At 67.3% G+C, this 26,720-nt stretch carries 23 protein-coding genes; 8 read left to right on the top strand and 15 right to left on the bottom strand.

The genetic code is table 11. The annotated features are described in order from the left end of the window. Nucleotides 1-231 precede the first annotated feature (231 nt). Nucleotides 232-918, bottom strand: a complete 687-nt coding sequence (locus tag FA89_RS15605) for a DUF2461 domain-containing protein (protein ID WP_036141950.1) — start codon at nucleotides 916-918, stop codon at nucleotides 232-234. Between the two features lie 6 nt (nucleotides 919-924). After that, complete coding sequence (gene sbcB / locus FA89_RS15600) at nucleotides 925-2,349, bottom strand: exodeoxyribonuclease I (protein WP_036141948.1); 1,425 nt, start codon at nucleotides 2,347-2,349, stop codon at nucleotides 925-927. Nucleotides 2,350-2,425: 76 nt separating this feature from the next. Here sbcB and orn point away from each other — a divergent pair, with 76 nt between their 5' ends. The 5 genes from orn to FA89_RS20310 all read left to right on the top strand — a co-directional run bounded on the left by orn (nucleotide 2,426) and on the right by FA89_RS20310 (nucleotide 6,599). Then, nucleotides 2,426-2,995, top strand: a complete 570-nt coding sequence (orn, locus tag FA89_RS15595; protein ID WP_036141945.1) for an oligoribonuclease — start codon at nucleotides 2,426-2,428, stop codon at nucleotides 2,993-2,995. Further along, nucleotides 2,995-3,894 (top strand): dihydropteroate synthase, encoded by a 900-nt coding sequence (folP, locus tag FA89_RS15590; protein WP_036141943.1) that lies wholly within the window; start codon nucleotides 2,995-2,997, stop codon nucleotides 3,892-3,894. The genes orn and folP overlap by 1 nt, the downstream gene beginning before the upstream one ends. A gap of 77 nt (nucleotides 3,895-3,971) precedes the next feature. Beyond that, a complete protein-coding gene (gene glmM / locus FA89_RS15585; RefSeq protein ID WP_036141941.1) occupies nucleotides 3,972-5,375 on the top strand; it encodes a phosphoglucosamine mutase in 1,404 nt (467 codons plus the stop codon). Between the two features lie 16 nt (nucleotides 5,376-5,391). Then, nucleotides 5,392-6,327, top strand: coding sequence for an isopenicillin N synthase family dioxygenase (locus FA89_RS15580; RefSeq protein ID WP_036141937.1), 936 nt, complete (start codon nucleotides 5,392-5,394; stop codon nucleotides 6,325-6,327). 71 nt (nucleotides 6,328-6,398) lie between these two features. Beyond that, a complete protein-coding gene (locus tag FA89_RS20310) occupies nucleotides 6,399-6,599 on the top strand; it encodes a hypothetical protein (protein WP_185754408.1) in 201 nt (66 codons plus the stop codon). A gap of 107 nt (nucleotides 6,600-6,706) precedes the next feature. Here FA89_RS20310 and FA89_RS15570 read toward each other — a convergent pair whose 3' ends face one another. The 5 genes from FA89_RS15570 to FA89_RS15550 form a co-directional block, all read right to left on the bottom strand. Then, a complete protein-coding gene (locus FA89_RS15570; protein ID WP_051938859.1) occupies nucleotides 6,707-7,603 on the bottom strand; it encodes a DMT family transporter in 897 nt (298 codons plus the stop codon). Nucleotides 7,604-7,674: 71 nt separating this feature from the next. Next, on the bottom strand, nucleotides 7,675-9,813 hold the full coding sequence (locus FA89_RS15565; protein WP_036141930.1) for an AsmA family protein: 2,139 nt from the start codon (nucleotides 9,811-9,813) through the stop codon (nucleotides 7,675-7,677). Nucleotides 9,814-9,948: 135 nt separating this feature from the next. Further along, nucleotides 9,949-10,713, bottom strand: coding sequence for a siderophore-interacting protein (locus FA89_RS15560; protein WP_036141927.1), 765 nt, complete (start codon nucleotides 10,711-10,713; stop codon nucleotides 9,949-9,951). Further along, a complete protein-coding gene (locus tag FA89_RS15555; protein ID WP_081916663.1) occupies nucleotides 10,710-11,330 on the bottom strand; it encodes a PadR family transcriptional regulator in 621 nt (206 codons plus the stop codon). Before FA89_RS15555 ends, FA89_RS15560 begins: the two co-directional genes overlap by 4 nt. Nucleotides 11,331-11,537: 207 nt before the next feature. Beyond that, nucleotides 11,538-12,503, bottom strand: coding sequence for a thioredoxin family protein (locus FA89_RS15550; RefSeq protein ID WP_081916912.1), 966 nt, complete (start codon nucleotides 12,501-12,503; stop codon nucleotides 11,538-11,540). 116 nt (nucleotides 12,504-12,619) lie between these two features. Here FA89_RS15550 and FA89_RS15545 point away from each other — a divergent pair, with 116 nt between their 5' ends. Continuing rightward, nucleotides 12,620-14,137 (top strand): fumarate hydratase, encoded by a 1,518-nt coding sequence (locus FA89_RS15545; protein WP_036141922.1) that lies wholly within the window; start codon nucleotides 12,620-12,622, stop codon nucleotides 14,135-14,137. Between the two features lie 70 nt (nucleotides 14,138-14,207). On the opposite strand, the gene FA89_RS15540 is transcribed toward FA89_RS15545, so the two are convergent. The 5 genes from FA89_RS15540 to FA89_RS15520 all read right to left on the bottom strand — a co-directional run bounded on the left by FA89_RS15540 (nucleotide 14,208) and on the right by FA89_RS15520 (nucleotide 21,116). Further along, nucleotides 14,208-15,131, bottom strand: a complete 924-nt coding sequence (locus FA89_RS15540; protein ID WP_036137119.1) for an IS110 family transposase — start codon at nucleotides 15,129-15,131, stop codon at nucleotides 14,208-14,210. 334 nt (nucleotides 15,132-15,465) lie between these two features. Further along, a complete protein-coding gene (locus FA89_RS15535) occupies nucleotides 15,466-16,512 on the bottom strand; it encodes an acetate/propionate family kinase (protein ID WP_036141920.1) in 1,047 nt (348 codons plus the stop codon). Beyond that, the gene (locus FA89_RS15530) at nucleotides 16,509-18,878 is read right to left on the bottom strand and encodes a phosphoketolase family protein (protein ID WP_036141918.1); all 2,370 of its coding nucleotides are present in this window, start codon (nucleotides 18,876-18,878) and stop codon (nucleotides 16,509-16,511) included. Before FA89_RS15530 ends, FA89_RS15535 begins: the two co-directional genes overlap by 4 nt. A gap of 123 nt (nucleotides 18,879-19,001) precedes the next feature. Continuing rightward, on the bottom strand, nucleotides 19,002-19,901 hold the full coding sequence (locus FA89_RS19380; protein ID WP_051938856.1) for a restriction endonuclease: 900 nt from the start codon (nucleotides 19,899-19,901) through the stop codon (nucleotides 19,002-19,004). Between the two features lie 171 nt (nucleotides 19,902-20,072). Next, the gene (locus FA89_RS15520; RefSeq protein ID WP_051938855.1) at nucleotides 20,073-21,116 is read right to left on the bottom strand and encodes an HDOD domain-containing protein; all 1,044 of its coding nucleotides are present in this window, start codon (nucleotides 21,114-21,116) and stop codon (nucleotides 20,073-20,075) included. An 81-nt stretch (nucleotides 21,117-21,197) separates the two neighbouring features. Between FA89_RS15520 and FA89_RS15515 the strand changes: the two genes are divergently transcribed. Both FA89_RS15515 and FA89_RS15510 read left to right on the top strand, forming a co-directional pair. Further along, nucleotides 21,198-22,064, top strand: a complete 867-nt coding sequence (locus tag FA89_RS15515; RefSeq protein ID WP_036141916.1) for a pseudouridine synthase — start codon at nucleotides 21,198-21,200, stop codon at nucleotides 22,062-22,064. Nucleotides 22,065-22,106: 42 nt separating this feature from the next. Beyond that, nucleotides 22,107-23,504, top strand: a complete 1,398-nt coding sequence (locus FA89_RS15510) for an MFS transporter (RefSeq protein ID WP_036141913.1) — start codon at nucleotides 22,107-22,109, stop codon at nucleotides 23,502-23,504. Nucleotides 23,505-23,706: 202 nt separating this feature from the next. On the opposite strand, the gene FA89_RS15505 is transcribed toward FA89_RS15510, so the two are convergent. The 3 genes from FA89_RS15505 to FA89_RS15495 form a co-directional block, all read right to left on the bottom strand. After that, nucleotides 23,707-24,630 (bottom strand): IS110 family transposase, encoded by a 924-nt coding sequence (locus tag FA89_RS15505; RefSeq protein WP_036137119.1) that lies wholly within the window; start codon nucleotides 24,628-24,630, stop codon nucleotides 23,707-23,709. A gap of 232 nt (nucleotides 24,631-24,862) precedes the next feature. Continuing rightward, the gene (gene aat / locus FA89_RS15500) at nucleotides 24,863-25,573 is read right to left on the bottom strand and encodes a leucyl/phenylalanyl-tRNA--protein transferase (RefSeq protein ID WP_036141910.1); all 711 of its coding nucleotides are present in this window, start codon (nucleotides 25,571-25,573) and stop codon (nucleotides 24,863-24,865) included. Further along, nucleotides 25,570-26,703 carry a GNAT family N-acetyltransferase gene (locus FA89_RS15495; protein ID WP_036141906.1) on the bottom strand — a complete coding sequence of 378 codons (1,134 nt, stop codon included), beginning with the start codon at nucleotides 26,701-26,703 and terminating at the stop codon, nucleotides 25,570-25,572. Before FA89_RS15495 ends, aat begins: the two co-directional genes overlap by 4 nt. Nucleotides 26,704-26,720 lie beyond the last annotated feature (17 nt).

Here is a 26,720-nt window from a genome sequence, read left to right as displayed (position 1 = left end):
CGGGATTTACGGGATTCACCGGGTTCACGCGCCAGGATGGGGGCATGGCCTCAACACATGTCGCGCACGTGCGTGCGCTCCTACATTTCAGGCCGGGGCCATTTCAAGCCGCGGCACCCTGGTAGGAGAGCACGATGTGCGCGACATGTGTTGGGGCCGGGCAGCCGGATTCACGTGCAAGGCTCGATGTTGCCGCGAGACGATGTCGCGCACATGCATGCGCTCCTACACTCAGAATTCCAGTTCCTGCGCCGCGCACAGGTAATCGACCATCGGCGCCAGTCGTTTGAAGTTGTCGACGATGAAGGGCAGCAGCTCCGGCGAACAGGCCATGGCCTCGTCGAAATTTTGCCCCGCGGCGAAGTTCTTCCGCTTCAGGTCGGCAATCAACTGGTGGTTGGGATCGAACCCGCGGGGCGGCCGGGTCAGGCTTTCGCCCCAGAAGCTGAAGCGTTCCTGGAAGGCCTTGCCGTGCGTGGCGCGCTTCCACGCATCCGGGTTGTCGGCCAGGAAGTCGCGTAGTTTTTTCAGCACCGGCGGCTCCGGGTGCCACATGCCGCCGCCGACGAAGCACTCGCCCGGCTGGATGTGCACGTAGAAGCCCGGCGCCTGGATCTCGTGGCGGCGCTCGTGGAAGAAGCGCGAGCCCTGCCAGCCCTTGTACGGCTGCTTGTCGTTGGCGAAACGCGTGTCGCGGTGGATGCGATACAGCGAGCCGCCCACCTTGCGGGTGTCGGCACGGTAGTGCGGGCTGATCTTCTTCAGCGGTGCGTCCAGGTCGCCGATCAGTCGCAGGAACGGTTCGCGCACGTGGCGCTCGTAGTCCGCCTTGTGGTCCTGGAACCACTCGCGGTTGTTGTTGCGCATCAGCGACTTGAAGAAACGGAACGTGGCGGGCGTGAAATAGGTGGGCGGCATGGGTCTTCAGAGCAGTTCGTGGCCCCACGCTTCCAACTGGTCGAGCAGCGGCAGCGGGGCGTCGGGCAGGGCACGGAGCGTGGCGAGTTCGAGGCGGTAGTCGTCGAGCGTAAGCGCGGTCAGCGGACCGTGGCGCGTGAGCCGGTCGGCGCGGAAGGCCTCCCAGCGTGCGTGTTCCTGGACGGTCAGGCTTTCCGGCCAGTTGCGCGCGCGGTAGCGGAACAGCAGCTCCGGGTAGCGCGGATCGCGGAACGGGAACGTGCGGGTGCCCAGCTGCTCCGGCGGTGTAGCGCGCACGTCGGCCAGCAGGCGGCGGTCCGCATCCGGCAGGAACGCGCCGTAGAGGGCCAGTTCGGGGTCTTCCGCAGGGGCGTGCGCGGCGGCATGGCCGTAGACACGCCGCAGCTTCTCGGCCAGGCCGTCGGCGTGGCGCAGCGCCTCCAGGTGGCGCGTCACCGCCTCCATGTCCAGGCCCAGCCGCGCGTGGTCGGCACCCTTGAGCACCGACAGCGGCGCCAGGGCGGGGGCGTGATTGGCCTTGATCGTGCGCAGCGCGATGCGCTCCACGCCCTCGGGCAGGTCGGCGCGCGAGGTGAACACGCGATCGGCGATGTCGCCGTCGTCCAGTGCCAGCAGGTCGGCCGGGTCGGCGCCGAGGTCGTAGACGATGATCTCGCCCGCGCGTGCCGGATGCATGGCCAGGGGCGCGATGACGGTCAGGCACTGGCGGCTGGCCGGATAGCGCGAGGACACGTGCACCACAGGCGTCATCGCCGCGACGTCGAGCAGTTCGAACACGCGCTGCTTGCGGCGCAGGGCGAAATACCAGTCCCACAGCTTCGGCTGCCGCTGGCGGATCAGGCGGGCCAGGGCGATCAGCGCCTCCACGTCCGACAGGGCGTCGTGCGCGCGGTCCTGCTTCAGGCCGTTGGCGGCGGCCAGGTGCTCCAGCTTGAAGCTGGGCGTGCCGTCATCGCGGGTGGGCCAGACGATGCCCTCCGGGCGCAGCGCCTGGCACAGGCGCACCAGGTCGATCAGGTCCCAGCGTGAATTGCCGTTTTCCCACTCGCGGCCATACGGATCGTAGAAGTTGCGGTAAAGAAGGTGGCGCGTGAATTCGTCGTCGAAACGCAGCGAGTTGTAGCCCACCGTGCAGGTGCCCGGCATGGCCAGCTGCTCGTGGATGGCAGCGGCGAATTCGGCCTCGCGCAGGCCTTCGCGTTCGGCCAGCTGCGGCGCGATGCCGGTGACCAGGCAGGCGCCGGGTTGCGGCGGGGTATCCCGCGGCGGCCGGCAGTAGATCATCAGTGGCTCGCCGACGACCTGCAGGTTGGCGTCGGTGCGGATGCCGGCGAACTGGCTGGGACGGTCCCGGCGCGGATCGGTGCCGAAGGTTTCGTAGTCGTGCCAGAAGAAGGTCGGTTCGGCCATCGCGATATCATCGCATGGGTCGACCTCCTTTCCACGCGCGCTGCCGCTAGACTGCGCGATACCCGAAGGAGCTCCCATGACGCCAGCGCACGAAGACAACCTCATCTGGATCGACCTGGAAATGACCGGTCTGGACACGGACAACGATTCGATCCTGGAGATCGCCACGATCGTGACGGACAAGGACCTGAACGTTCTCGCCGAGGGCCCCGTCTTCGCCATCTCGCATGCGGACGCGCGCCTCCAGCAGATGGACGCGTGGAATCGCAACCAGCACATGCGCTCGGGCCTGTGGGGCCGCGCGGTGGAGTCGGACACGGTGCCCGGCGAGGCCGAGACCGCCACCATCGAGTTCCTTCGCCAGTGGGTGCCGGCGGGCAAGTCGCCCATGTGCGGCAACTCCATCTGCCAGGACCGTCGTTTCCTGCATCGCGAGATGCCGCGGCTGGAGCGTTTCTTCCACTACCGCAACCTCGACGTATCCACCCTGAAAGAGTTATCGCGCCGTTGGTCGCCGGAGATCGCGCGCGGCTTCAACAAGGATTCCGCACACACCGCGCTGTCCGATATCCGCGATTCCATCGAGGAACTGCGTCATTACCGCCGCTTCATGGGCCCGCTCGGTGGCCCGCAGCAGGCCGGCTGATGAACCCCTTCGCCACCTCGCTGGACTGCAACGGGCGCACGCTGCTCCTGGACCGTGCACGCGTCGTCGGCATCGTCAACGCCACGCCCGATTCCTTCTCCGACGGCGGCAGCCACGCCAGCCTCGACGCCGCCTATGCGCATGCGCTGCGGCTTGTGGAGGAGGGCGCCGACATGCTGGACATCGGCGGTGAATCCACGCGGCCGGGCGCGGCGGAGGTCGACGCGGCCGAGGAAATCCGGCGCATCGTGCCGTTGATCGAGCGGCTAGCCGCGGCGACCACGGTGCCGCTGTCCGTCGACACGTCCAAGCCGGAGGTGATGCGCGCCGCCGTGGGCGCCGGCGCGGGCATGATCAACGACGTCTTCGCGCTGCGTCTCGAGGGCGCGCTGGACGCTGCCGCCGAACTCGGCGTCCCGGTGTGCCTGGTGCACATGCAAGGCGAGCCGCGGGGCATGCAGGACGCCCCGGACTACGACGACGTGGTGGGCGAGGTGCATCGCTTCCTCACCGACCGGCTGTTCTCCTGCGAGCTGGCCGGCGTCGACCGCCGCCGCGTACTGGTCGACCCGGGCTTCGGCTTCGGCAAGACCCTCGAGCACAACCTCGCCCTGTTGCGGGCCACCGCCCGTTTCGCCGAACTGGGCGCGGGGGCCTATGTCGGGGTGTCGCGTAAATCCATGATCGGCCACCTGACCGGCCGCGACGACCCGCGCGAGCGCGTCTCCGGCTCGGTGGCGGCGGCCCTGGTCGCGGTTCAGCGCGGCGCGCTGCTGGTCCGCGTCCACGACGTGGCCGCCACGGTGGACGCCCTGACCGTCTGGCAGGCGGTGAGCGCGGGCGACAGCGCGCCCCGGCCCGCGGCGCCGTCCATGCCGCGCTGGCCGGATGACGAATAAGGCCTAGTCCGGCCGGCCGGGCCGACCGTGGCCGGCCTAAGGAGTATCCTTTCGGTCCAAGAAAGGAAGTGCCACCCATGAGCGAACGTAAATACTTCGGCACCGACGGCATCCGTGGCCGTGTGGGCACCTACCCGATCAGCGCGGATTTCATCCTGCGCCTGGGTCGCGCCGCCGGCGCCGTGCTGGCGCGCCGCCGTGGCACCGAGCGCCGCGTGCCCGGCGCCGCCGCGGACCGGCGCGACCCCAACCGCAAGGTGATGGTGGTGATCGGCAAGGACACCCGCGTGTCCGGCTACATGTTCGAAGCCGCGCTGGAAGCCGGCCTGGTCGCCTCCGGGGCCGACGTGCGCCTGCTCGGCCCCATGCCCACGCCCGGCGTGGCCTACCTGACGCGCTCGCTGCGTGCCGACGCCGGCATCGTCATCAGCGCCTCGCACAACCCGCACCAGGACAACGGCATCAAGTTCTTTTCCGCCCAGGGCGAGAAACTGGACGACGAGCTGGAAGCCGAGATCGAGGCCGAGCTGGAAGCCGACTTCGCCACCGTGCCCTCCGAGGCCCTGGGCAAGGCCAGCCGCGTGGACGACGCGCTGACCAAGTACGCGGAATTCTGCAAGGCCACCGTGGCCGACGAGTTCTCGCTGCGCGGGTTGCGCATCGTGCTGGACTGCGCCCACGGCGCCACCTACCACGCCGCGCCCAAGGTGTTTCGCGAGCTGGGCGCCGAAGTATCCACCATCGGCGCGGAGCCGGACGGCCTTAACATCAATCGCGGCGTGGGCTCCACCGCGCCGGCGGCGCTGGCCCAGGCGGTGGTCGAGCGCGGCGCGGACCTCGGCATCGCCTTCGACGGCGATGGCGATCGCGTGCGCGTGGTGGATGCCGACGGCACCGTGACCGACGGCGACGACATGCTCTACGTCATCGCACGCCACTGGCAGCGCAAGGGCGCGCTGCCGGGCCCCGTGGTCGGCACGTCCATGAGCAACTACGGCCTGCAGCGCGCGTTCCGCGCCATGGACATCCCGTTCCTGCGCGCTAACGTGGGCGATCGTTACGTGCTGCGCCAGCTCAAGGAGCACGGCGGCATCCTGGGCGGGGAGACCTCCGGCCACGTGCTGTGCCTGGACCGCTTCACCACCGGCGACGGCATCGTGGCCGCGCTGGCCTTGCTGGAGTGCCTGGTCGAGGCCGGCGAGACCTTCGCCGAGGCCCGTGCCGGCCTGGTCAAGTTGCCGCAGACGATGGTCAACGTACGCATGCCGGGCGCCAAGGAGGCCCTGGTTAGCGAGACGGTGCGGCAGGCGCTGGCCGAGGTGGAAGGCGTGCTGGAAGGCCGCGGGCGCGTGGTGCTGCGTGCCTCGGGCACCGAGCCGCTGGTCCGCGTCACCATCGAGGCGGCGGACGCGGCGGAAGTGAAACGGCTGGCGGCGCGACTGGCCGAGGCCGTAAAATCGGCGGCCCAGGCAGCCGCCTGAACCACCCGGAAGCCGTATGAAGAAGGTCCCCACCCTCGATATCCGTCGTTACGACACCGACCGCGAGGCGTTCGTCGCCGAACTGGGCGCGGCGTACCGTGAATACGGCTTCTGCGGCATCAGCGGCCACGGCATCCCCAAGGAAGCGATCGACGGGGCGTACGACGCGTTCGTGCGCTTCTTCGCGCTGCCCGACGACGTCAAGCGCCAGTACCACATCCCCGGCGGCGGCGGTGCGCGCGGCTACACCCCGTTCAAGGTGGAAACCGCCAAGGACAGCCATTTCGCCGATCTCAAGGAGTTCTGGCACATCGGGCGCGAGATTCCCCGCGATTCCGTCTTCGCCGACGTCATGCCGCCCAATATCTGGCCGGCGGAAGTGCCCGATTTCAAGGAAAAGGGCTACGGCCTGTACGACGCACTGGATGAGCTCGGCGCGCGCGTGCTGCGCGCCCTGGCCCTGCACATCGACCTGCCGGAGCATTTCTTCGACGACAAGATCGATTCGGGCAACGCCATCCTGCGCCCGATCCACTACCCGCCGATCGTCGCCGACGACGTGCCCAACGAGCGCGCCGGCGCGCACGAGGACATCAACTTCATCACGCTGCTGGTGGGCGCGAGCGCCGAAGGCCTGGAAGTGCTCACGCGTGAAGGCGAGTGGCTGCCGATCACCACCGAGGGCGACGCCATCGTGGTCAACATCGGCGACATGCTGCAGCGCCTGACCAACCATGTGTACCCCTCCACCACCCACCGCGTGGTCAACCCGAAGAACGCCAACGCGCGCAAGCCGCGCTATTCGGTGCCGTTCTTCCTGCACCCCAACCCGGACGTGGTGCTCGACGTGTTGCCGTCCTGCGTGACGCCTGACAACCCGAAGCGCTATCCCGAGCCGATCACGGCCCACGAGTATCTTCAGGAACGTCTGCGCCAGATCAAGCTGATCTGATCACTTCTTAGCGGGTTTTTCACCGGGAGGTCCCCAGCATGGGAACCTCCCGGTCCCGTTCCGGAGTACCCATGAAGATGTCCCGCGCCCCGAAGATGTCCCGCGCCCCGAAGATGTCCATCGCTCCGAAGATGTCCAGCGCCCTGAAAACGAACCGACCCAAGACTCGCGGCAACGCAGCGGCCTCACCGTCCCGCAAGCGCGAAACCATCCGCACCTCCGGCAAACGCGTCCGCCGCCAACGCACCATGCGCGCCCGCGGCCGCGCCTGACCGCCACCCAATTCCCGCTCCGCTGCCTATGTGTATGTAGGAGCCGACGATGTCGGCGATCGAGGTCGGCGACCCCGATCCCCTCAGGGCAAGGGCTCAAAGCCCCCTCAAGGCACCACCAGATCCGAAGCCCCCGCCACCTCCCCCCGGTGCAGGAACGGATGCGCAAACACCGCGCCTAAAATGATCGCCACCCCCACATAGAACGTCCAGCCCAGCTCCCGCTGCTCCCCCAGCAGCGGAATGGCCAGCAGGATCGCGTACACCGGCTCCAGGTTCGTCACCATCTGCGTCGCGAACGCCGTGAGATACCGCAACGCCGTCAGCGCCAGCACGAACGGCAGCAGCGTGCACCCGTAGGCCAGCAGCACGATCAAGACACCATCATGCAGATCCGGCACGGGAAGCAGCGGCCCCGCCATGAACGGCGCCAGCAGGGTGAGGAACAGCGTGCCGCTACCCAACTCGATGCAGGTCACGGTGAGCGCATCCGCCTTGTCCACCAGCCGCTTGTTCAGTGCGCTGAAGAAAGCCACGAAGATCGCCGACAGCACGCCCACGGCCAGACCGATCCGCATCTCGCCCGGCACGCCACCGGCCACCAGCGCCACGCCGGGCACCACGGCCGCGCCGATCAACAGTTCACGCGCGTCGAAGCGCTTACCGGCAACCCAGGGCTCGACGATGGCCAGGAACGCCGGGCACAAGGCGATGCAGGTGGCGGCAACGGAGGCGTTGGCCAACTTGATGGCGCCGTAAAAGGTCAGCCAGTGCAGCGAGACGATCACGCCGATGCCGGCGTAGGACAGCAACAGTCGAGGGGGCAGGGCACGCAGCGACCGCCACACGCGCGGAAGACACAGCAGCGTGACCGAGACCAGCAGCATGCGCCACCAGACCAGCGGCAGCGCCGCCAGGGTGATCAGCTTGCCGAGGATGGCGGTGACGCCCCAGAGCAGGACACAGAAGTGGATCTGTAGATGGGCTTTGCGGGCAGGGGTCATGGGGGAAGCTTGCCCGAAGCCTGGGGGACATCGCTAGCAGGACCCTGCGGTCGGCAGGGTCTTGGCTTATCTTATTTGCGGACGGCGGGTGCCTTCGGCGGGGTGCTGCGGATGTCGTCCAGCAGCGGCTTGCACTGGGTGGCATCGGCCTTGCCGCTTTCCGGAACGGCCAGCGCGGCCAGGGCGGCGACCGGCGCCGCGAACACGGCCAGCGCGGCGGCGCCGCCGGCGCGCAGGATCAGCGGGCCGGCATGCACGCCCACCGAGGGGTTCTTCATCGTGCCGTGCACGTACAGCGGCGAGCGCAGCGAGAACAGGCGGAAGCCCTTGGTGTGCGGCACGATGTCGAGGTTGAGCTTCTCGGTCTTGAAGTCGATGTCGCCGGTAACGTTGATCAGCGCCTTTTCCGTATCGAACGCGAACAGCTTCGACTCCATGTCACCGTGCGTGGTCACCAGGTCCGCGGCCATGCAGTTGATCTTGACCACCTCGTCGCCGAACAGCTTGTTGACGGCATAGCTGCCCACATTGAGGCCCGCCAGCTCCAGCAGCGAACTGCTGATGGCGCCATCGTTGATCAGCAGCTTGACCTCGCCGTTGGAGCTGCCCAGCAGGGCGGCCGGGGAATTGCCGGTGGCCGTGAGCGAGGCATCGCCGTTGAGTTCACCGAAGCTGGTCTTCATCGGCTCGAAGCTCGGGAACAGTTCCTTCAGCTTCATGTGGCGGGCACCGAGGTTGAAGCCGCCGGTCATGGGCGTCTTCGATCCGTCCAGCTTGATGTTGCTGCCCACGGTACCGCCGGCCACGCCGAACTTCAGCGGGTCGAGGGTCAGCACGGCATCCTTCATGACCAGGTGCGTATACAGGTTGTCGATCGGCAGGCGCTCGCCGTGGACGATCTTCACCCCGGTGAATTCCACATCGGCGTCCATCGCGTTCCAGCGGTCCGTCTTGAACGGTTCCACCGGCAACACCTTGTCGTCGGGCTGCCTGACCGCATCGCCACGCTCGGTCTTTTCCTTGTTGGAGCCGCCGCCGATCAGCGGTGCCAGGTCGCTGAAGAGCAGCTGGTTGGACTTCAGCGCGCCGGTGAGGCTGGGGCGGGCGCCGCCGGTGTTGAAGGTGAGGCTGCCGCCGAGGTCGCTGCCGCCGACACGGCCGGTGAAATGGTCGTAGGTGAAAACACTGTCACCCTTTTTCAGGTTCGCGGTGAGGTGGCCTTCGGTGGCGTAAGGCGGGGTGTCCGGCAGGGTGACGCCGGTCAGGTCGTACAGGTGCGACATGCTCGTGCCCGACAACCACAGGCGGATATCCAGCGCGCCCATGTTGACCGGGTCGGTCAGCGTGCCGACGAAGGCGATATGCGTGTCGCCGAAGCGGGCATCGGCGGCCACGGGGAAGGGCCGGGTCGCGTCGCGCAGGGCCAGCACGCCACCGGTCTTCGCCGTGGCGGTCACCGTGGCTTTCTTGTAGGTGCCCTTGGCATCCCAGGCGAACAGGTAGACCTGCTTCTTCTTGGTCTCGTCGTTGCGGTCCTTTTCGTCCGCATCGCTTTTGGCCATCGTCTTCGCGCTGGCACCGGTGGTCTTCTTCGCCTGCGTCCGCGAGTCGGTCTCCTGCTGCGCCATGATCTGGTCGAACGGGATGCCTTTGGCCAGCGGGGTCACGTCGATGCCCATGACGATCTGGGTCTGCGCATCGTTGAAGTCGATGTGGCCCTTGTCGAACACGATGGCGTTGAGTTCCAGCTGCCATTCCGATGGGCCGGAGCTCTCGGGCAGCTTGAACGTCCAGGTGTCGTCGCCGTTCTTCATGCGCTGCAGGTCGATCTTCGGCTGGCCCAGGCGGATCTCGGGCACCACGATGCGGTGGGAGATGAGCGGGAACGGCGACAGGCGGAATTGCAGGGAGTCCAGCGTGGCGAACTGCTTCGTCTTCGCCCAGTCCGGGTTGGCGACGGTGATGTCGCGTGCTTCGAAGTGCGGCCACGGGATGAGGCTGGTGAGCCCACTCTCGCCGGGCTCACGCGACCAGTGCGCGGACAGGTCGCCGTTGATGGCGAAGGGGCGGCCGATGGCCTCGGACACCTTGGCGTTGATGGTGGGTTTCAACCGGTTCCAGTCGAAGAACGCGATGAACAGGATGATCGCCACGATGAGCAGGATGACGATCCCGAGCACCCACGCCAGTATTTTCCTTCCACGCCGCATCGTCCTGCCTCCGCTCCCATAACAGCGACAGAGTTAACGTGAAGGCTGACAAGGTTATGTGTTCATGAAAGGGTGCGATTAAGGTTCGGGGGCCCGGCGTGACCCCGAGCACGATGGGGTCGCGCCGGTGCGGCCTTACTCGGCCTGCCAGTAGCCGGTCGCCTTGACCCAGTCCTTGTCGATGCCGCGCGTCTCCACCAGCAGGGTGCGGAGCTTGCGCGCCCGAGCGGATTCGACTGCTACCCACCAGTAGGTATCGCCGGCGGGGATGGGCAACACGGCCAGCATCTCGTCGAGCGACGGCGTGGATGCGCCACGGATGAACCAGTGCACGTCGCGGGCCAGTACCTGGCGTTCCGCCCCGGCCGCCACTTCCACCAGCACCGTGACCGGTGTGGCGGCCGGCATATCTTCCAGCCAGCGACCGATGGCCGGCAGGGCCGTTTCGTCGCCGACGAGTACGTAGTGGTCGAAGTCGTCCGGCACGATCATGGAACCGCGTGGCCCGCCCAGGCCGATCGTATCGCCGACCTTTACCTGCTCGGCCCAGGTGGACGCCGGGCCCTCGCCGTGCAGGACGAAATCGATGTCCAGTTCGTTGCGGGTCGCGTCGTAGCGCCGTGGCGTGTAATCGCGGGCGGGCGAGGGGGTAACGCCCGTCGGGTAGACCGGACCTTCCGGCGTCATCGTCGGCGCGTTGATCGCACCGCCTTCCACGGGAAAGAACAGCTTCACGTGGTCGTCGGGCGAGGCGGTGACGAAGCCCTCCAGTTCGTCGCCGGTGAGGGTGACCCGGACCATGCGCGGGGAAAGGTTCTGCACGCGCGAGACCGTCAAGCGGCGTGCCTTGAGCGTGTGGCGGACACGGGTGATGGCGTGGCGTTGGACGGCGTCGTTCATGCGTTGCGCTCCGCGATGGCCCGCGCCGTGGCCTCGATCAGCTGCGCAACCCGCTTGAGCTCGGCATCGTCCCAGCCCTTGTGATGGTTGACGAGCTGGTGCTTCAGCGTGTGCATGGCCTCGCGCACCTCGTTGGGCACGCTCATCCGGCGCATGTGCCGGGACATCACCTGCAAGCGCTCGGTCAGGGCTTCCAGCGTGTCGCGGTTGTCGCGAAGGAAGGCGCTACCGGTCTCGGTGATGGCATAGAGCTTCTTGCCGCCGGTTTCCGCCTCGACCCGCGCATAGCCCAGTTCCTCGAGCATGGTCAGGGTCGGGTAGATGGCGCCCGGGCTGGGGCTGTACTGGCCTTCGAACATCTCCTCGATGGTGCGGATCAGTTCGTAGCCGTGGCGAGGCTGTTCCTCGATCAGGGCCAGCAGCAGGAGGCGCAGGTCGCCGTGGCCGAACATGCGCCCGCCGAAGCGACCGCCACCGCGGCCACCGCGCATGCCGTCACCGCGATCGTCGAAGCCGAACGGGCCGCCGCCGAAGCGGCCGCCTGGACCCCCGCGGCCCATGGCCATGGCGGCCATCGTGTCGTGGAAGTGGTGTTTGGCGTGGTGGAAAAAGTGCATGGGGTTGCTCCGGATATATCGTACGTAGTGGTCGTACGATATATCTTAAGAAACACTCGTGCAACAGCGGCTCGGCCCAGACGGCGTGGTGGGCGGGATCTGGACCTGCCGTCGTAGGAGCGCACGATGTGCGCGATCAGGGGCGCCGCGTCGTCGCCCCGTTGGCTTTTCGCGCACAGCGTGCGCTCCTACCCCTCGGCGTCTGGATCAGCCGAAGGTGAAGGTGAAGGCGTGGAAATTGGCCTTGTCGATCTTGATCGTCAGCACGTGGTCCTTGTAGCCGTCACCGTCGAACAACGTGTAGAGCTGGCTCTTCTGCACGGTCACCGGGGCCATCGGCTTGCCGTCGACGGCGATCTGGAGGGTGACCGGGTCGTTGGCGCTGGCGACCATGTGGACCTTCTTCGCCTTGAAATGCAGGCGGATCTCGCCGGTCGGGCCGACCAGGGACGCATTCTGGCGGCCGATTTCCCACTTGCCGACCAGGGCGAACTGGTTGAGCTCCAGGCGGGACGGCGCGGTGAAGTCGCGCGTGCCCGTGCTGTCGCCGCCGGCGCTGGCGTTGTTCTTGCTGCGCTCGCTGCCGAAGTACATCTCCGGGGAGCCCAGCTGGCTGAAATCCGGGGCGTCCTTGTCGTTCTCGGTGGCGGCGGCGAGGCGGGGCAGGCCGAGCAGCGTGCGGATAGCGTTCTCCATCTCGGCGTAGTTGCCCTCACCGAAATGATGGGCGACCACGTTGCCGCGCTGGTCCACCAGGTACTCGGCCGGCCAGTACTGGTTGTCCCAGGCGTCCCAGGTTTCCAGGTCGTTGTCCTGGGCAACGGGATACTTGATGTTGTATTTGGCGATGGCGTCGCGGACGTTGGCATCCTGCTTCTCGAAGGCGAATTCCGGCGAATGCACGCCGACGATCACCAGGCCCTTGTCCTTGTACTGGTCGTACCAGCGGGTGACGTGGGGCAGGGTGCGCAGGCAGTTGATGCACGAATACGCCCAGAAATCGATCAACACCACCTTGCCGCGCAGGCCCTTCATCGTCAGCGGCCTGGAATTCTGCCAGTTGGCGATACCGGCGAACTCCGGCGCGGTCTGCGCCGCCAGGGCGGGCGCCGCGGCGGCCAGGGTGGACACGGCCACCACCAGGGCGAGGAAAACGGTACGTAGCTGACGCATGAAAACTCCGATGTGCATGGGTACCGGGAACAGACCGGCCCGAGGTCCGGCACCTTACACCGCCGGGTGCGCTAAAATCGCTGCTTTGCCAGCCGCCGCGAGCCAGCCCAAGCGCCATGACCTCGATCAAGCAGGACGACCTCATCACCAGCGTCGCTGACGCCCTCCAGTACATCTCGTACTACCACCCGGTCGACTACATCAAAAACCTCTCCGCCGCATACGAGCGTGAAGAGTCGCCGGCGGCCCGGGATGCCATCGCCCAGATCCTCATCAACTCGCGCATGTGCGCCGAGGGCCACCGGCCGATCTGCCAGGACACCGGCATCGTCACGGTTTTCCTCAAGGTGGGCATGAACGTGCGCTGGGACGACGCCACGATGGGCGTCGAGGACATGGTCAACGAAGGCGTGCGCCGCGCCTACAACCACCCGGACAACAAGCTGCGTGCCTCGGTGCTGGCCGATCCGGCAGGCAAGCGCATGAACACCCGTGACAACACGCCGGCCGTGGTCAACGTGTCGATCGTGCCGGGCGACACCCTCGACGTGATCGTCGCCGCCAAGGGCGGCGGCTCGGAAGCCAAGTCGAAGTTCGCCATGCTCAACCCGTCCGATTCCATCGTCGACTGGGTGCTGAAGACCGTGCCGACCATGGGCGCCGGCTGGTGCCCGCCGGGCATGCTCGGCATCGGCATCGGCGGCACCGCCGAGAAGGCCATGCTGCTGGCGAAGGAGGCGCTGATGGAGCCGATCGACATCGTCGACCTGATCGCCCGTGGCCCGTCCAACCGGGCAGAAGAACTGCGCCTGGAGCTGTACGAGAAGGTCAACGCGCTGGGCATCGGCGCGCAGGGCCTCGGTGGCCTGACCACCGTGCTCGACATCAAGGTGAAGGATTATCCCACCCACGCGGCCAACCTGCCCGTGGCGATGATCCCCAACTGCGCCGCCACTCGCCATGCGCACTTCGTGATGGACGGCTCCGGTCCGGTGTCGCTCGATCCGCCGTCGCTGGACGACTGGCCGAAGCTTACCTACGACGCGTCCAAGGGTCGCCGGGTGAACCTCGACACCATCACCCGCGAGGACGTGCTCGACTGGAAGCCGGGCGAGACCATCCTGCTCAACGGCAAGCTGCTCACGGGCCGCGACGCCGCGCACAAGCGGATGATCGACATGTTGAATCGCGGCGAGACGCTGCCCGTGGACTTCACCAACCGCTTCATCTACTACGTGGGCCCCGTGGACCCCGTGCGCGACGAAGTGGTCGGCCCCGCCGGCCCGACCACGGCCACGCGCATGGACAAGTTCACCCGGCAGATGCTCGAGAGCACCGGCCTGCTGGGCATGGTCGGCAAGAGCGAGCGCGGTCCCGCCGCGATCGAAGCCATCCGCGACAACAAGGCCGTGTACCTGATGGCCGTCGGCGGCTCGGCGTACCTGGTCTCCAAGGCGATCAAGGCCTCGCGGGTGCTGGCCTTCGAAGACCTGGGCATGGAAGCGATCTACGAGTTCGAGGTGAAGGACATGCCCGTGACCGTCGCCGTCGACAGCGCCGGCACGTCGGTGCACGAGACCGGCCCGAAGGAATGGCGCTCGAAGATCGGCAAGATCCCCGTTGTCGTGGTGTAACAAACGGGCGCCCTGACCGACCGCGGCGGCTGCACGCCAACGCCGCGGTTGGTAGCAACTGTGTCCACCCTCATGGGGTAGGCGCCGCGGCTATCGCCTCTCGCATCCGCGCGTTGAGGATGACGATCAGCTTCCGCATGACGGCGACCAGTGCCAGTTTCTTGGGTTTCCCGCGGCCGATGAGCGCTGCATAAAAGGCCTTCAGCTGAGGGTCGTGGTGGGCGGCCGTCAACGCCGACATGTATAGCGCCGATCGTGGACCCGCGCGACCTCCCCAGGTGCTTCGTTGGCCGACGAAGAAGCCGCTGTCGCGGTTGAGTGGGGCCACGCCCACGAGCTTGGCGATCGCCTTGCGGCTGAGGTGGCCCAGCTCGGGCAGGTCGCAGATCATCGTCGCGACCATCGCCGGGCCCACGCCCTTGATGGTGCGGGCGATCCGGGCCTGCGGGGTGTCCTTGATGAGGTCGGCGATCACCTGCTCGATACGGTGCAGGGCCTGCTCCATGTAAGCGATGTGCGCGTCGAGATCGGCGCGAAGGATGGGGTCGTCCAACTGCCGCCGACGCTGCTTTTCCGTGGCAATGTTCTGCACCAGGTGATCGCGCCGCGCCTTGTATTGCCGCAGTTTGGCGGCGTCTGCATCGAGCGGCTGGAACGGCACCAGATCGATCACACTGGCCACGTGGGCGAGGATTCTGGCATCGATCCGGTCTGTTTTGGCCAGCTGCCCCGTCGCCCGGGCGAACGAGCGGACTTGCCGCGGATTGATCCGACGCATGGGCAAGCCGGCTTCGTGCAGGGCACCCAACGCGCGCTGTTCGTAGCCCCCGGTGGCCTCCAGAACGACCTGGCCAGGCCCGTACGGCTTCAGCCAGGTCACCAGGGCCCGCCAGCCGGCGGCACCGTTATCGAATCGCCTGACTTCGTTCTGCTGGAACACGGCCACGTCCAGGTAGGCCTTGCTCACGTCCACGCCCGCGCCGATGCCGTTCATCTCGATCTCCGCTAGCCTAGGGATGTCGAGAGCCCTTCCCGCCAGGCCCAGCCTTATTTCCGAGCGCCTACTCGGGCAACTGTTCGGGCGTATGGCAGGAAGATCCGGCGTGGCGACCTAGCTACAACGCGATCGATCGATCCAGGAGCGCAACGGTCAGCCACGCCGGCTCTCGGCACCTACTTTCGCGCAATCGGGACAAATAAGGAGCGCACGATGTGCGCGAAAAGCCAACAAGGCGACGACGCGGCAATGCGTCGACTGCAACGCGTCTACGATGACGCGTTTAACGCAACGACGAGGCGAGCACCCTTTTCGCGCACATCGTGCGCTCCTACGTGGCGGGGGTGGGGGTGCGGGTCAGGTGGTGGGTGTGGCGGGCGATTTGTTCGTCTTCCTGTGTGGGGACGGTGCGTGAGGCGAAATCGCCGATCCAGCGCAGGCCGGCGAGGATCGCGTCGCGGGTCACTTCGTCGTGCTCGCCGATGCCGCCGGTGAAGACGAGCAGGTCGATGCCGCCGAGGGAGGCGACCATGGCGGCGACATGCTTGCGGGCGACATGGACGAACACGTCCTGGGCCAGCCTCGAGACCTCGCTGTCCGTGGCATGCAGTTCGCGCATGTCGCTGGTGCCGCCGGAGAGTCCTTTCAGGCCGGCCTCGCGGTCGACCAGGGTTTCCAGCGCATCGGCGTCGTAACCGCGCTCGCGCATCAGGTACAGCAGCACGCCCGGGTCCAGGTCGCCCGGGCGCGTACCCATCACCAGGCCGCCGGTGGGGGTAAGGCCCATGGTGGTGTCGATCGACTGGCCGTCGCGCACGGCGCACAGGCTGGCACCGTTGCCCAGGTGCGCGATGACCACGCGCGAGGGCAGGTCGTCGCCCAGTTGCCGCACGATGGATTCGTACGACAGCCCGTGGAAACCGTAGCGTTCGATACCGCCCTCGCGCAGGTCCGCCGGCAAGGGCAGGGTCTTCGCTACCGCCGGCATCGACGCATGGAAGGCCGTATCGAAGCAGGCTACCTGCGGCAGTCCCGGGAAACGTGCCGCGCATTGCTTCACCAGCGCCACCGCCGGCGGCACGTGCAGCGGTGCGAAGGCACACGCCTGTCCCAGGTGTTCCATCATCGCCGCGTCTATCCGGGCGTGCGCACGTACGTTCGGACCGCCGTGCACGATGCGGTGGCCGATGGCGTCGGGCGCGGGCAGGTCCTGCTCGCTTAACGAAGCGAGCAGGGCCGAGAGGGGATCGTTATCCGCCGCGCCCTCGGTCTGCCCCGAGAACAACGCCTCGCACCGCTCGCCGTCGACGCGATACAACCCGTATTTCAGTGACGACGATCCCGTGTTGAGCGCCAGCACGTGCCCGGGCCGGCTCACGCGTCGGTCTCCTCGGCCTTCCATTGCCAGTCGCGGACCTCCGGAAGATCCTCGCCGTGCTCGCTGACATAGAGCTTGTGCCGCTGGATGTCCGACCAGTAGCGCTGCTCGGCCTTCTCGCGCTCGCCGGCCAGGCGGGGAATGCGGTTGATCGCATCCAGCGCCAGCTGGAAACGATCCATGTTGTTCAGCACCATCATGTCCAGCGCGGTCGTGGTGGTGCCTTCTTCCTTGTAGCCGCGCACGTGGATGTTGTCGTGGTTGTGCCGGCGATAGGTCAGCTTGTGGATGATGCCCGGATAGCCGTGGAAGGCGAAGATCACCGGCGTGTCCTTGGTGAACAGGTCGTCGAACACGTCGTCGTCCATGCCGTGCGGATGCTCGTCGGGTTGTTCCAGCGACATCAGGTCCACCACGTTGACCACGCGGATGCGGATATCGGGCACGTATTCGCGCAGCAGCATCACGGCGGCCAGCACCTCGACGGTGGGCGCGTCGCCCGCGCAGGCCATCACCACGTCGGGGCTTTCCACGCCACGGCTGGCCCAATGCCAGATACCGGCGCCCGCCGCGCAATGACGGATCGCGCTTTCGATGTCCAGCCACTGCCAGTCGGGCTGCTTGCCGGCGATGATGACGTTGACGTAATGGCGGCTGCGCAGGCAATGGTCGGCCACGGACAGCAGGCAGTTGGCATCCGGCGGCAGGTAGATGCGCACGATCTCGGATTTCTTGTTGGCCACGTGGTCGATGAAACCCGGGTCCTGGTGCGAGAAGCCGTTGTGGTCCTGGTGCCACACGTGCGAACTGAGCAGGTAGTTGAGTGACGCGATCGGCGGCCGCCACGACATGGTGCGGGTGACCTTCAGCCACTTCGCGTGCTGGTTCATCATCGAATCGATGATGTGGATGAAGGCCTCGTAGCACGAGAACAGTCCGTGTCGCCCCGTCAGCAGGTAGCCCTCCAGCCAGCCCTGGCACTGGTGCTCGCTCAGCACCTCCATCACGCGGCCGGCGGGCGACAGGTCTTCGTCCACGGCCTCGCGCCCGGCCATCCAGGTCTTGCCGCTGGCCTCGTACACGGCCTGCAGGCGGTTGGACGCGGTTTCGTCGGGGCCGAACAGGCGGAAGGTCTGCATGTTCTGGCGCATCACTTCACGCAGGAAGGTGCCCAGCACCGCGGTGGCGCCGGCCTTGTGGTCGCCGGGTGTGCGGACGTCCTCGGCGAACGTGTGGAAGTGCGGCATGTGCAGCTGCTTCAGCAGCAGGCCGCCGTTGGCATGCGGGTTCATGCCCATGCGGCGCCGGCCGGTCGGCGCCAGCGAGGCGAACTGCTCGCGGAAACGGCCACGCTCGTCGAACAGCTCGTGCGCGTCGTAGCTCTTCATCCAGTCTTCGAGAATCTTCAGGTGCTCATCCGAGGTGAAGTCGGCGATAGGCACCTGATGGGCACGCCAGGTGCCTTCCAGCGGCTTGCCGTCTACGTTCTTCGGCCCGGTCCAGCCCTTGGGGCTGCGCAGCACGATCATCGGCCAGCGCGGCCGCACGGCGTCCGCCGCATCGTCCTTGCGCGCGTCGTCCTGGATGCGCTTGATCTCGTCCAGGCAGGTGTCCAACGCGGCCGCGAATGCCTGGTGCATCGGTTCGGGCTCATGGCCCTCGACGAAGTGCGGCTCGTAGCCGTAGCCGCGCATGAGGTCGCGCAGTTCGTCCGGATGGATGCGCGCCAGCACCGTGGGGTTGGCGATCTTGTAGCCGTTGAGGTGCAGGATGGGCAGCACGGCGCCGTCGCGGGCCGGATTGAGGAACTTGTTCGCGTGCCAGCCGGTGGCCAGCGCGCCGGTTTCCGCTTCGCCGTCGCCCACCACGCAGGCCACCACCAGATCGGGATTGTCGAATGCCGCGCCGAACGCATGCGACAGCGAATAGCCCAGTTCGCCGCCTTCGTGAATGGAACCCGGCGTTTCCGGTGCGACGTGGCTGGGAATGCCGTACGGCCAGGAAAACTGGCGGAACAGTTCGCGCATGCCCGCTTCGCTGCGGTCGATATGCGGGTAGACCTCGGTGTACGAGCCTTCCAGGTAGGTGTGCGCCACCACGCCGGGGCCGCCGTGACCGGGACCCATCACGTAGATCATGTCCAGGTCGCGTTCGACGATCACGCGGTTCAAGTGGGTGTAGATGAAGTTGAGGCCGCTGGTGGTGCCCCAGTGGCCGAGCAGGCGATGCTTGATGTGCTCGCGCCGGAGAGGCTGCTCCAGCATCGGATTGTCGCGGAGGTAGATCTGGCCCACGGTGAGGTAGTTGGCAGCGCGCCAGTAGGCGTGCATGCGGCGTAGAAGATCGGGCGCAAGCGTCTCGGTCATGGAGGCTTCCAGGCGACGGGGTCTCCCGGAAGGCTAGGCGTGTGGGGATTGCCCCGGCGTGAAATGAACCGCCTTCAGGAGCTTGCGTGCCGCGACCAAACGCCGCTCACGGCCGACAGGCGATCAATCGTGCGAGCCCAGTTCGCGGGTGCTGCGTTCGAGCACCGTCATGCCGTCCTCGTGCAGGCGTGCATGGCGCGCGTTTTCGGATGGCTGACGCAGCCGCTCGCGCTCGGCGATCTCGCGCATGGCGGAGGGCGGATTGAGCGGTGCGGCCTTGTTGACGATGCCGGAGGCGCCGCTCAAAGGCGGCAGGGCCGGTGGGAGGGGCGACTGCACTGCGGCCGGCGATGTGGTGCCTCCGGCGCCCCCGGCGGATTCCGAAACGTCGACGGAGGTTGGCGCTACGGCGTGGGCCTGGCTGTCCGCCGTGCCGGCGGATGGCGGCGGCGCCGGTTCTTCGTGGCGCGTTACCGTGCGCCAGATGAACAGGGCGAGCAGGCCGGCAATAGCGAACGCCAACAGCGCCGGCCCGAGCCAGGAAGGCACGCCCGTGGCATGACGCCGCGGCAGGCCGGGCGTGCGCTCGCTTCGCGTCGTCCGCGCCGTATCGACGCGTTCGGGCAGCTTGAGCATCGCCCGGAGCATGTCGCCGTCGACCAGTTGCAGCCGCGGCTGGCGGCGCATGAGCGCGGCGGCCTCGCGGCTGTAGCGGCCACGGGTGACGAATATGCCGCGGCTGGCGGCTTCGTTGAGCATGTTGCCGAGCAGTTCGTTGACGTCGGCCAGCTGCACTTCCTCGGCGTCCCAGTGCTTGCACTGGACGACCACGGTCTCGCTGCCGCGGCGCAGGCGCAGGTCGATGCCGCCTTTCGGGACCTGCAGGAGGCGGGAGGCGTTATGGCGCTCGACGTGGTAACCCTGGCCACGGTAGTACTCGGCAAGCAGGTGCTCGAAATCCTGCCAGATGAGGCGCGCGAGGGCATCGCCTCCGGGGGACGGAGTCTGTCGTGCCGCAAACATCGTTCTGGAGCGTCCTGCCGGGGGAATCAGGCCGGTATTATACCCGGTCGGCGATGGCGGTATCCGCGTCCATCAAGCGGTCCACTGCGCGTGCGACCTCTGCGTCCCAGGCGTCCGGGTGCACCACGACGCACACGGCGTGGGTCATGTTCACGTGCACGGCGACGAGGGTCAGGCCTCGGCCGTATGCGCGGTGCGCACGAACGCCTGACAGGCAACGAGCCGGGCCTGCGTGAAGGTCGGATCCGGGCCGGCCAGGAGGACGGCGTCGGCCTCGGCAAGGCCGTTCTCCGCCAGTACGTCCAGCATCGCCACGCGGCTGGCGGCGAGCAGTGCACGGCCCAGGGGCGTGCGTGCGCCCGCGTCGGCCGGGTCGGCGCGTTCCGCCAGCGCCTGGACCACCCGCGAGGGGAAATCCCAGTGGCGTGCCGCGTGCAGCGACAGGCGCTCCATCTGCTGGGCCAGCGCCGCAACGAAACGGCGGCTGTAGGCAGGCGCGGCGGGGCCGTGTTTGTCCAGTTCGGCCAGGATGGCCTGCGCGCCGGTATGGCTGACCAGCCCCGCGAGGAACGATTCGAACGGATCGCAGGTGCCTTCACCCAGGTGCGCGCAGGCGCGGGCACAGCGTTCGGCGTGCTCCCACAGACGATCGCCCGCCTGCTGCGCGGCGCCTTCGCCGGTGCGCAGGATGGGGCGCATCACCAGTTGCATGACCACGCGGCGGAGCCCGTCGTGACCGAGCAGCGTGATCGCCTGGGGCAGCCCGGTCACCGCCTTGGCCGGCCGGAAGAACGCGCTGTTGGCTACGCGGATGACTTCGCCGACCAGCACGGTATCGCGCGCCACCTGCTCGGCCAGCATGCGGCTGTCGCTGGCGTCGTTGCGCAGCGCGCGCATCAGCTGCGGCACCACGGCAGGCAGGCGCGGCAGCAGGGCCACGTCGAAGCGCTCGCCGCCGAAGGCCTCGCGCAGTCGACGCAGGAGCGTCTGCTCATGGGCACTCATGCCCGGGTCCGGCGAGCATGCTGCGCCCAGCACCAGGCGGTAGAAGCGGTCTTCCACCTCGTCGGCGGCAAGCGCGCCCGCCGGTGCGTCGACAGGGACGAACGGCGTGCCGACGGCGACGGGCGCCACGGGCACGGACAAGGCACGCGCGTGCATCGCGGGAGCGGCGCCACGGTTGCCGAACAGCTTGCGGAAGAACCGGCCGATCACGGATGCCTCTGGGGAGGGGATGGTAAGACGTACAGTATATGGCGGCCGCGCCACGAAGGACTTGAGCGATACAATCTTGCGATGGAAGCGCTCCCACCCAGCCGTATCGTCCTGCCTCGCGGTGCCTGGCCGTCCGTGCTGGATTTCCTGTGCGAACGGTTTCCGGCGATCGGCCGCGAGGCATGGATCGAGCGCATGACGCGCGGGGCGGTCGCCGTGGACGATGTGCCCGTGGACCGGTTGACGCCGTACCGGCCCGGCGGCGTACTGACCTACCACCGCGAGGTAGCCGACGAGCCGGTCATCCCGTTCGTCGAAGGCATCGTCTACGCCGACGACGATATCGTGGTGGCTGATAAACCCCATTTCCTGCCCACCATGCCCGCCGGCCGCTTCGTCGAGCAGAGCCTGTCCGTGCGGCTGATGCGTCGCCTGGGCAACCCCGCGCTGGTGGCGTTGCACCGCCTGGATCGAGGCACGGCAGGGCTGGTGGTGTTTTCGGCGCGGCCGGACACGCGCGATGCCTACACCCGGCTTTTCCGCGAGCGGCGCATCGTGAAGACCTATGAAGCGCTGGCGCCACCGCTGCCTACCCTGGCGATGCCGCATGTGCGGGAAAGCCGGATCGAGCGGGGCGAGCCGTTCTTCCGCGTGGCCGAAGTGCCGGGCACGCCGAACGCATGCACACGGATCGAGGTGCTGGCGCGTGGCGCATCGGTCTGGCGCTACCGCCTGCAACCGGTTACCGGTCGCAAGCACCAGTTGCGCGTGCACATGGCGGCCTTGGGTGCGCCCATCCTGGGCGATCATGTATACCCGGAGCTGCGCGACGAGCCCGCCGGTTTCGACCAGCCGCTGCGCCTGCTGGCCCGGGAACTCCGCTTCGTCGATCCGCTGACGGGGCGGGAGCGCGCATTTCTAAGCAACCTTTCACTCGATCTTCCGTAACGGCGGGCGCAGACTTACGTCTTCTTCGTTACCTCCACCCGGATGACTCCCGCTCCCGGCTTTCGCACCGTTGCCCTCATCATCGCCAGCGCGATGTTCATGGAGCAACTGGACGGCACCATCCTCGCCACCGCCTTGCCGGCCATGGCCGACTCGTTCGGCGTGTCGCCGTTGCACATGAGCGTGGCGCTCACCTCGTACATGCTCAGCCTGGCGGTGTTCATTCCGGCCAGCGGCGCCATCGCCGACCGCTACGGCTCGCGCAACGTGTTCCGCGCCGCCATCGCCATCTTCACCATCGGCTCCATCCTGTGCGGCATCTCCGGCAACCTGCCGCTACTGGTGCTCTCGCGCCTGTTGCAGGGCATCGGCGGCGCCATGATGGTGCCGGTGGGACGCCTGGTGCTGCTTCGCTCGGTGGCGAAGTCGGAACTGGTCAGCGCCATGTCGTGGCTGCTGGTGCCGGCGCTGATCGGCCCGGTGATCGGGCCGCCGCTGGGTGGGTTCATCGTCACCTGGGTGTCGTGGCGCTGGATCTTCTACATCAACGTGCCGATCGGCCTGGTCGGCATGTGGCTGGCGTCGCGCTATATCCCCGATATCCGCATCCCGGACAAGATGCGATTCGACAAGCTGGGTTTCGTGCTGTCAGGTGTGTCGCTGTCGTGCCTGGTGTTCGGCCTGGAAATGGCCAGTCGCGGGGTGACCTCCGTGCTCGGTTCCACCGGGCTGATCGTGGGCGGCATCGTGGTCGGCGCGGTCTACGTGTGGCATGCGCAGCGCGTGACCCATCCCATCCTGGACCTGTCGCTGATGCGTTTCACGACGTTCCGCCTGTCGGTGATAGCGGGGTCGCTCACGCGCATCACCGCGGGCTCGGTGCCGTTCCTGCTGCCGCTGATGATGCAGCTGGGTTTCGGCATGTCGGCGGCGCACAGCGGCGTCATCACCTTTGTCTCCGCACTGGGCGCCATGCTGATGAAGGCGACCGCCGCACCGGTGCTGCGCCGCTGGGGGTTCCGCGCCACGCTGGTCTGGAACGGCGTGTTCTCGATGTGCTGCGTGGCGTTGTGCGCCGCGTTCCGGCCCGACTGGCCGCTGTGGATCATCTACGCCGTACTGCTGATGAGCGGGTTCTTCCAGTCGCTGCAGTTCACCGGGTACAACACGGTGGCCTACGCGGATATTCCCAGCGAACGGTTCTCCAGCGCCACCAGTTTCTACACCACGTTCCAGCAGCTGATGCTGTCGCTGGGCATCTGCGTCGCCGCCGCGGCGCTGCATGCGTCGGTCACCTGGCACGGGCGCGAACACGCGTTACTGCCGGACTTCAGCGTGGCGTTCCTGGTAGTCACCTTCGTCTCGGTGCTCGCCGCGCCGGTGTGCCTGCTGCTGCCGAAGAATGCCGGCGCGGAAATGAGCGGTCACCGCGCGCGGTGACGTTGTCCTGGATCGCGCACATCTTGCGCTCCTACATCCGGCGTGATGGGAGGCGACGCGTGTGTAGGAGCGCACGATGTGCGCGATCCGGGATCGCGGCTTCGTTGATGGGTTACGTCTTCTTCGCGTTGTTGGTTTTTCGCGCACATCGTGCGCTCCTACCTTTGGGGTTTACGCAGCCTTGTAGCAACTGTGTCCACCCTCATGGGGTAGGCGCCGCGGCTATCGCCTCTCGCATCCGCGCGTTGAGGATGACGATCAGCTTCCGCATGACGGCGACCAGTGCCAGTTTCTTGGGTTTCCCGCGGCCGATGAGCGCTGCATAAAAGGCCTTCAGCTGAGGGTCGTGGTGGGCGGCCGTCAACGCCGACATGTATAGCGCCGATCGTGGACCCGCGCGACCTCCCCAGGTGCTTCGTTGGCCGACGAAGAAGCCGCTGTCGCGGTTGAGTGGGGCCACGCCCACGAGCTTGGCGATCGCCTTGCGGCTGAGGTGGCCCAGCTCGGGCAGGTCGCAGATCATCGTCGCGACCATCGCCGGGCCCACGCCCTTGATGGTGCGGGCGATCCGGGCCTGCGGGGTGTCCTTGATGAGGTCGGCGATCACCTGCTCGATACGGTGCAGGGCCTGCTCCATGTAAGCGATGTGCGCGTCGAGATCGGCGCGAAGGATGGGGTCGTCCAACTGCCGCCGACGCTGCTTTTCCGTGGCAATGTTCTGCACCAGGTGATCGCGCCGCGCCTTGTATTGCCGCAGTTTGGCGGCGTCTGCATCGAGCGGCTGGAACGGCACCAGATCGATCACACTGGCCACGTGGGCGAGGATTCTGGCATCGATCCGGTCTGTTTTGGCCAGCTGCCCCGTCGCCCGGGCGAACGAGCGGACTTGCCGCGGATTGATCCGACGCATGGGCAAGCCGGCTTCGTGCAGGGCACCCAACGCGCGCTGTTCGTAGCCCCCGGTGGCCTCCAGAACGACCTGGCCAGGCCCGTACGGCTTCAGCCAGGTCACCAGGGCCCGCCAGCCGGCGGCACCGTTATCGAATCGCCTGACTTCGTTCTGCTGGAACACGGCCACGTCCAGGTAGGCCTTGCTCACGTCCACGCCCGCGCCGATGCCGTTCATCTCGATCTCCGCTAGCCTAGGGATGTCGAGAGCCCTTCCCGCCAGGCCCAGCCTTATTTCCGAGCGCCTACTCGGGCAACTGTTCGGGCGTATGGCAGGAAGATCCGGCGTGGCGACCTAGCTACAACGCGATCGATCGATCCAGGAGCGCAACGGTCAGCCACGCCGGCTCTCGGCACCTACTTTCGCGCAATCGGGACAAATAAGGAGCGCACGATGTGCGCGATCAACGTTACGGCAACGCCACCGGATGACTCACCCACGACCCCACCATCCCCGGCATCGCGGCCAGCTTTCGCGCCTGCGCCACAAACGGCCGGCGGGCGATTTCCACGGCGCCCATGCTCAGCAGGTGGTCGTTGGTCACCTGCGCGTCCAGAAACGGAAACCCCCAGCCGTGCAGCAGCCGGCACAATCCGGCCAGGGCGACCTTCGATCCGCCGCTGCGTGCGCTGAACATCGATTCGCCGCAGAACAGCCGGCCGACGGCCACGCCGTAGATGCCGCCGACCAGCGAGCCGCGGTCCCACACCTCCACGCTGTGCGCGTGGCCGCGGCGGTGCAGTTCCTCGTAGGCGGCGATCATCTCCGGTCCGATCCACGTGCCGGGCTGGCCATTGCGCGGGGCGGCGCAGGCGCGCATGACGCGCGAGAACGAGGTATCAGCGGTCAGCCGCCAATGGGACTTGTCCAGCTGCTTGCGCAGGCTGCGGCTGATGTGGATGGCGTCGGTGTGGAAGACGCAGCGCGGATCCGGCGACCACCACAGGATCGGCTCTTCCTCGTTGTACCAGGGGAACACGCCCTGCGCATACGCGGCCAGCAGGCGCTCGGCGGATAGATCGCCGCCCCAGGCCAGCAGGCCGTTCGGCTCCGTCAGCGCGGTTTCCGGGTCGGGAAACAGGCCGGGGCGCTGGGGATGCAGCTGGGGCAGGTGGATCATCGATCCGCGTACGGCGAATGGGCCATGAGTTCGTCCTTGTAGGCCTCGCGGTGCGTCGCCTCCTGGACCAGCGCCGCAGCCACCGCCTGGCGGAAGCCCTCGTGCGCGATGTAATGGCGCGAGTGGGTGAGCGTGGGTAGGAAACCGCGCGCCAGCTTGTGCTCGCCCTGCGCGCCGGGTTCGAAACGCGCGATGCCTTCACGGATCGCGTACTCGATGCCACGGTAGTAGCACAGCTCGAAATGCAGCCCGGAAAGCTCCACGCTGGCGCCCCAGTAGCGCCCGTACAGCACGTCGGCACTGCGCAGGAACAGCGCCATCGCCACGATGTCCGTGCCGTCACGTGCCAGGGCCACCTGCACGCTGGCGCCCATCGTATGCCCCAGGTACTGGAAGAAGCGGGCGGTGAGCGCGGCGTGGTTGCCCTTCATGTCGAAGGTCAGTTCGTAGAGCGCGTGGATCTGTCGCCACTCGGCGTCGCCCAGCGTGTCGCCGCCGCGCATCTCCAGCGTGAGCCCCGAGGCGGCCGCGTGCGCGCGTTCCTGGCGGATGTTCTTGCGTTTCTTCCGGGCCAGCGCGGCGAGGAAATCGTCGAAATCCGTGTAACCGCGGTTGTGCCAGTGGAACTGGTAATCGGCACGGGCCAGCCAGCGGTCGTCGAAGGCGGGCAGGTCGGCCTCGGCCAGGAAGTTGGCGTGGATCGAGGACAGGCCCAGGCGGTCGGCTTCGTCGACCAGCGCGGCGGTCAGCCGGTTGCGATTGATCTCGGCGTCGAGGCCGTCGCGCACCAGCAGGCGCGGCCCGGGCACGGGCGAGTAGGGTGCCGCGACCAGCAGCTTGGGGTAGTAATCGCCGCCAGCCCGCTCCCAGGCCGCCGCCCAGCTGAAATCGAACACGAACTCGCCATGCGAGTTGCCCTTGAGGTAGGTCGGAGCCGCCGCGACCAGCCGCCCGCCGTCGAGAATGACCAGGTGGTACGGCCGCCACCCGTAGTCTTCTCGCAGGCAGCCCTTGGACTCCATGCCGCTCAGGAACGCGTGCGACACGAACGGGTTGCCGTCGGGCACGAGCGCGTCCCAGTCGGCGGCCGGGATGCCGCCGAGCCCGTCGAGGAAACGGATCTCGCTCATGCGGGGCAACGCCCCGC

Origin of the sequence: Luteibacter sp. 9135 (assembly GCF_000745005.1) — a bacterium.
Lineage (GTDB): Bacteria > Pseudomonadota > Gammaproteobacteria > Xanthomonadales > Rhodanobacteraceae > Luteibacter.
This window is presented reverse-complemented; position numbering and strand designations above follow the sequence as displayed.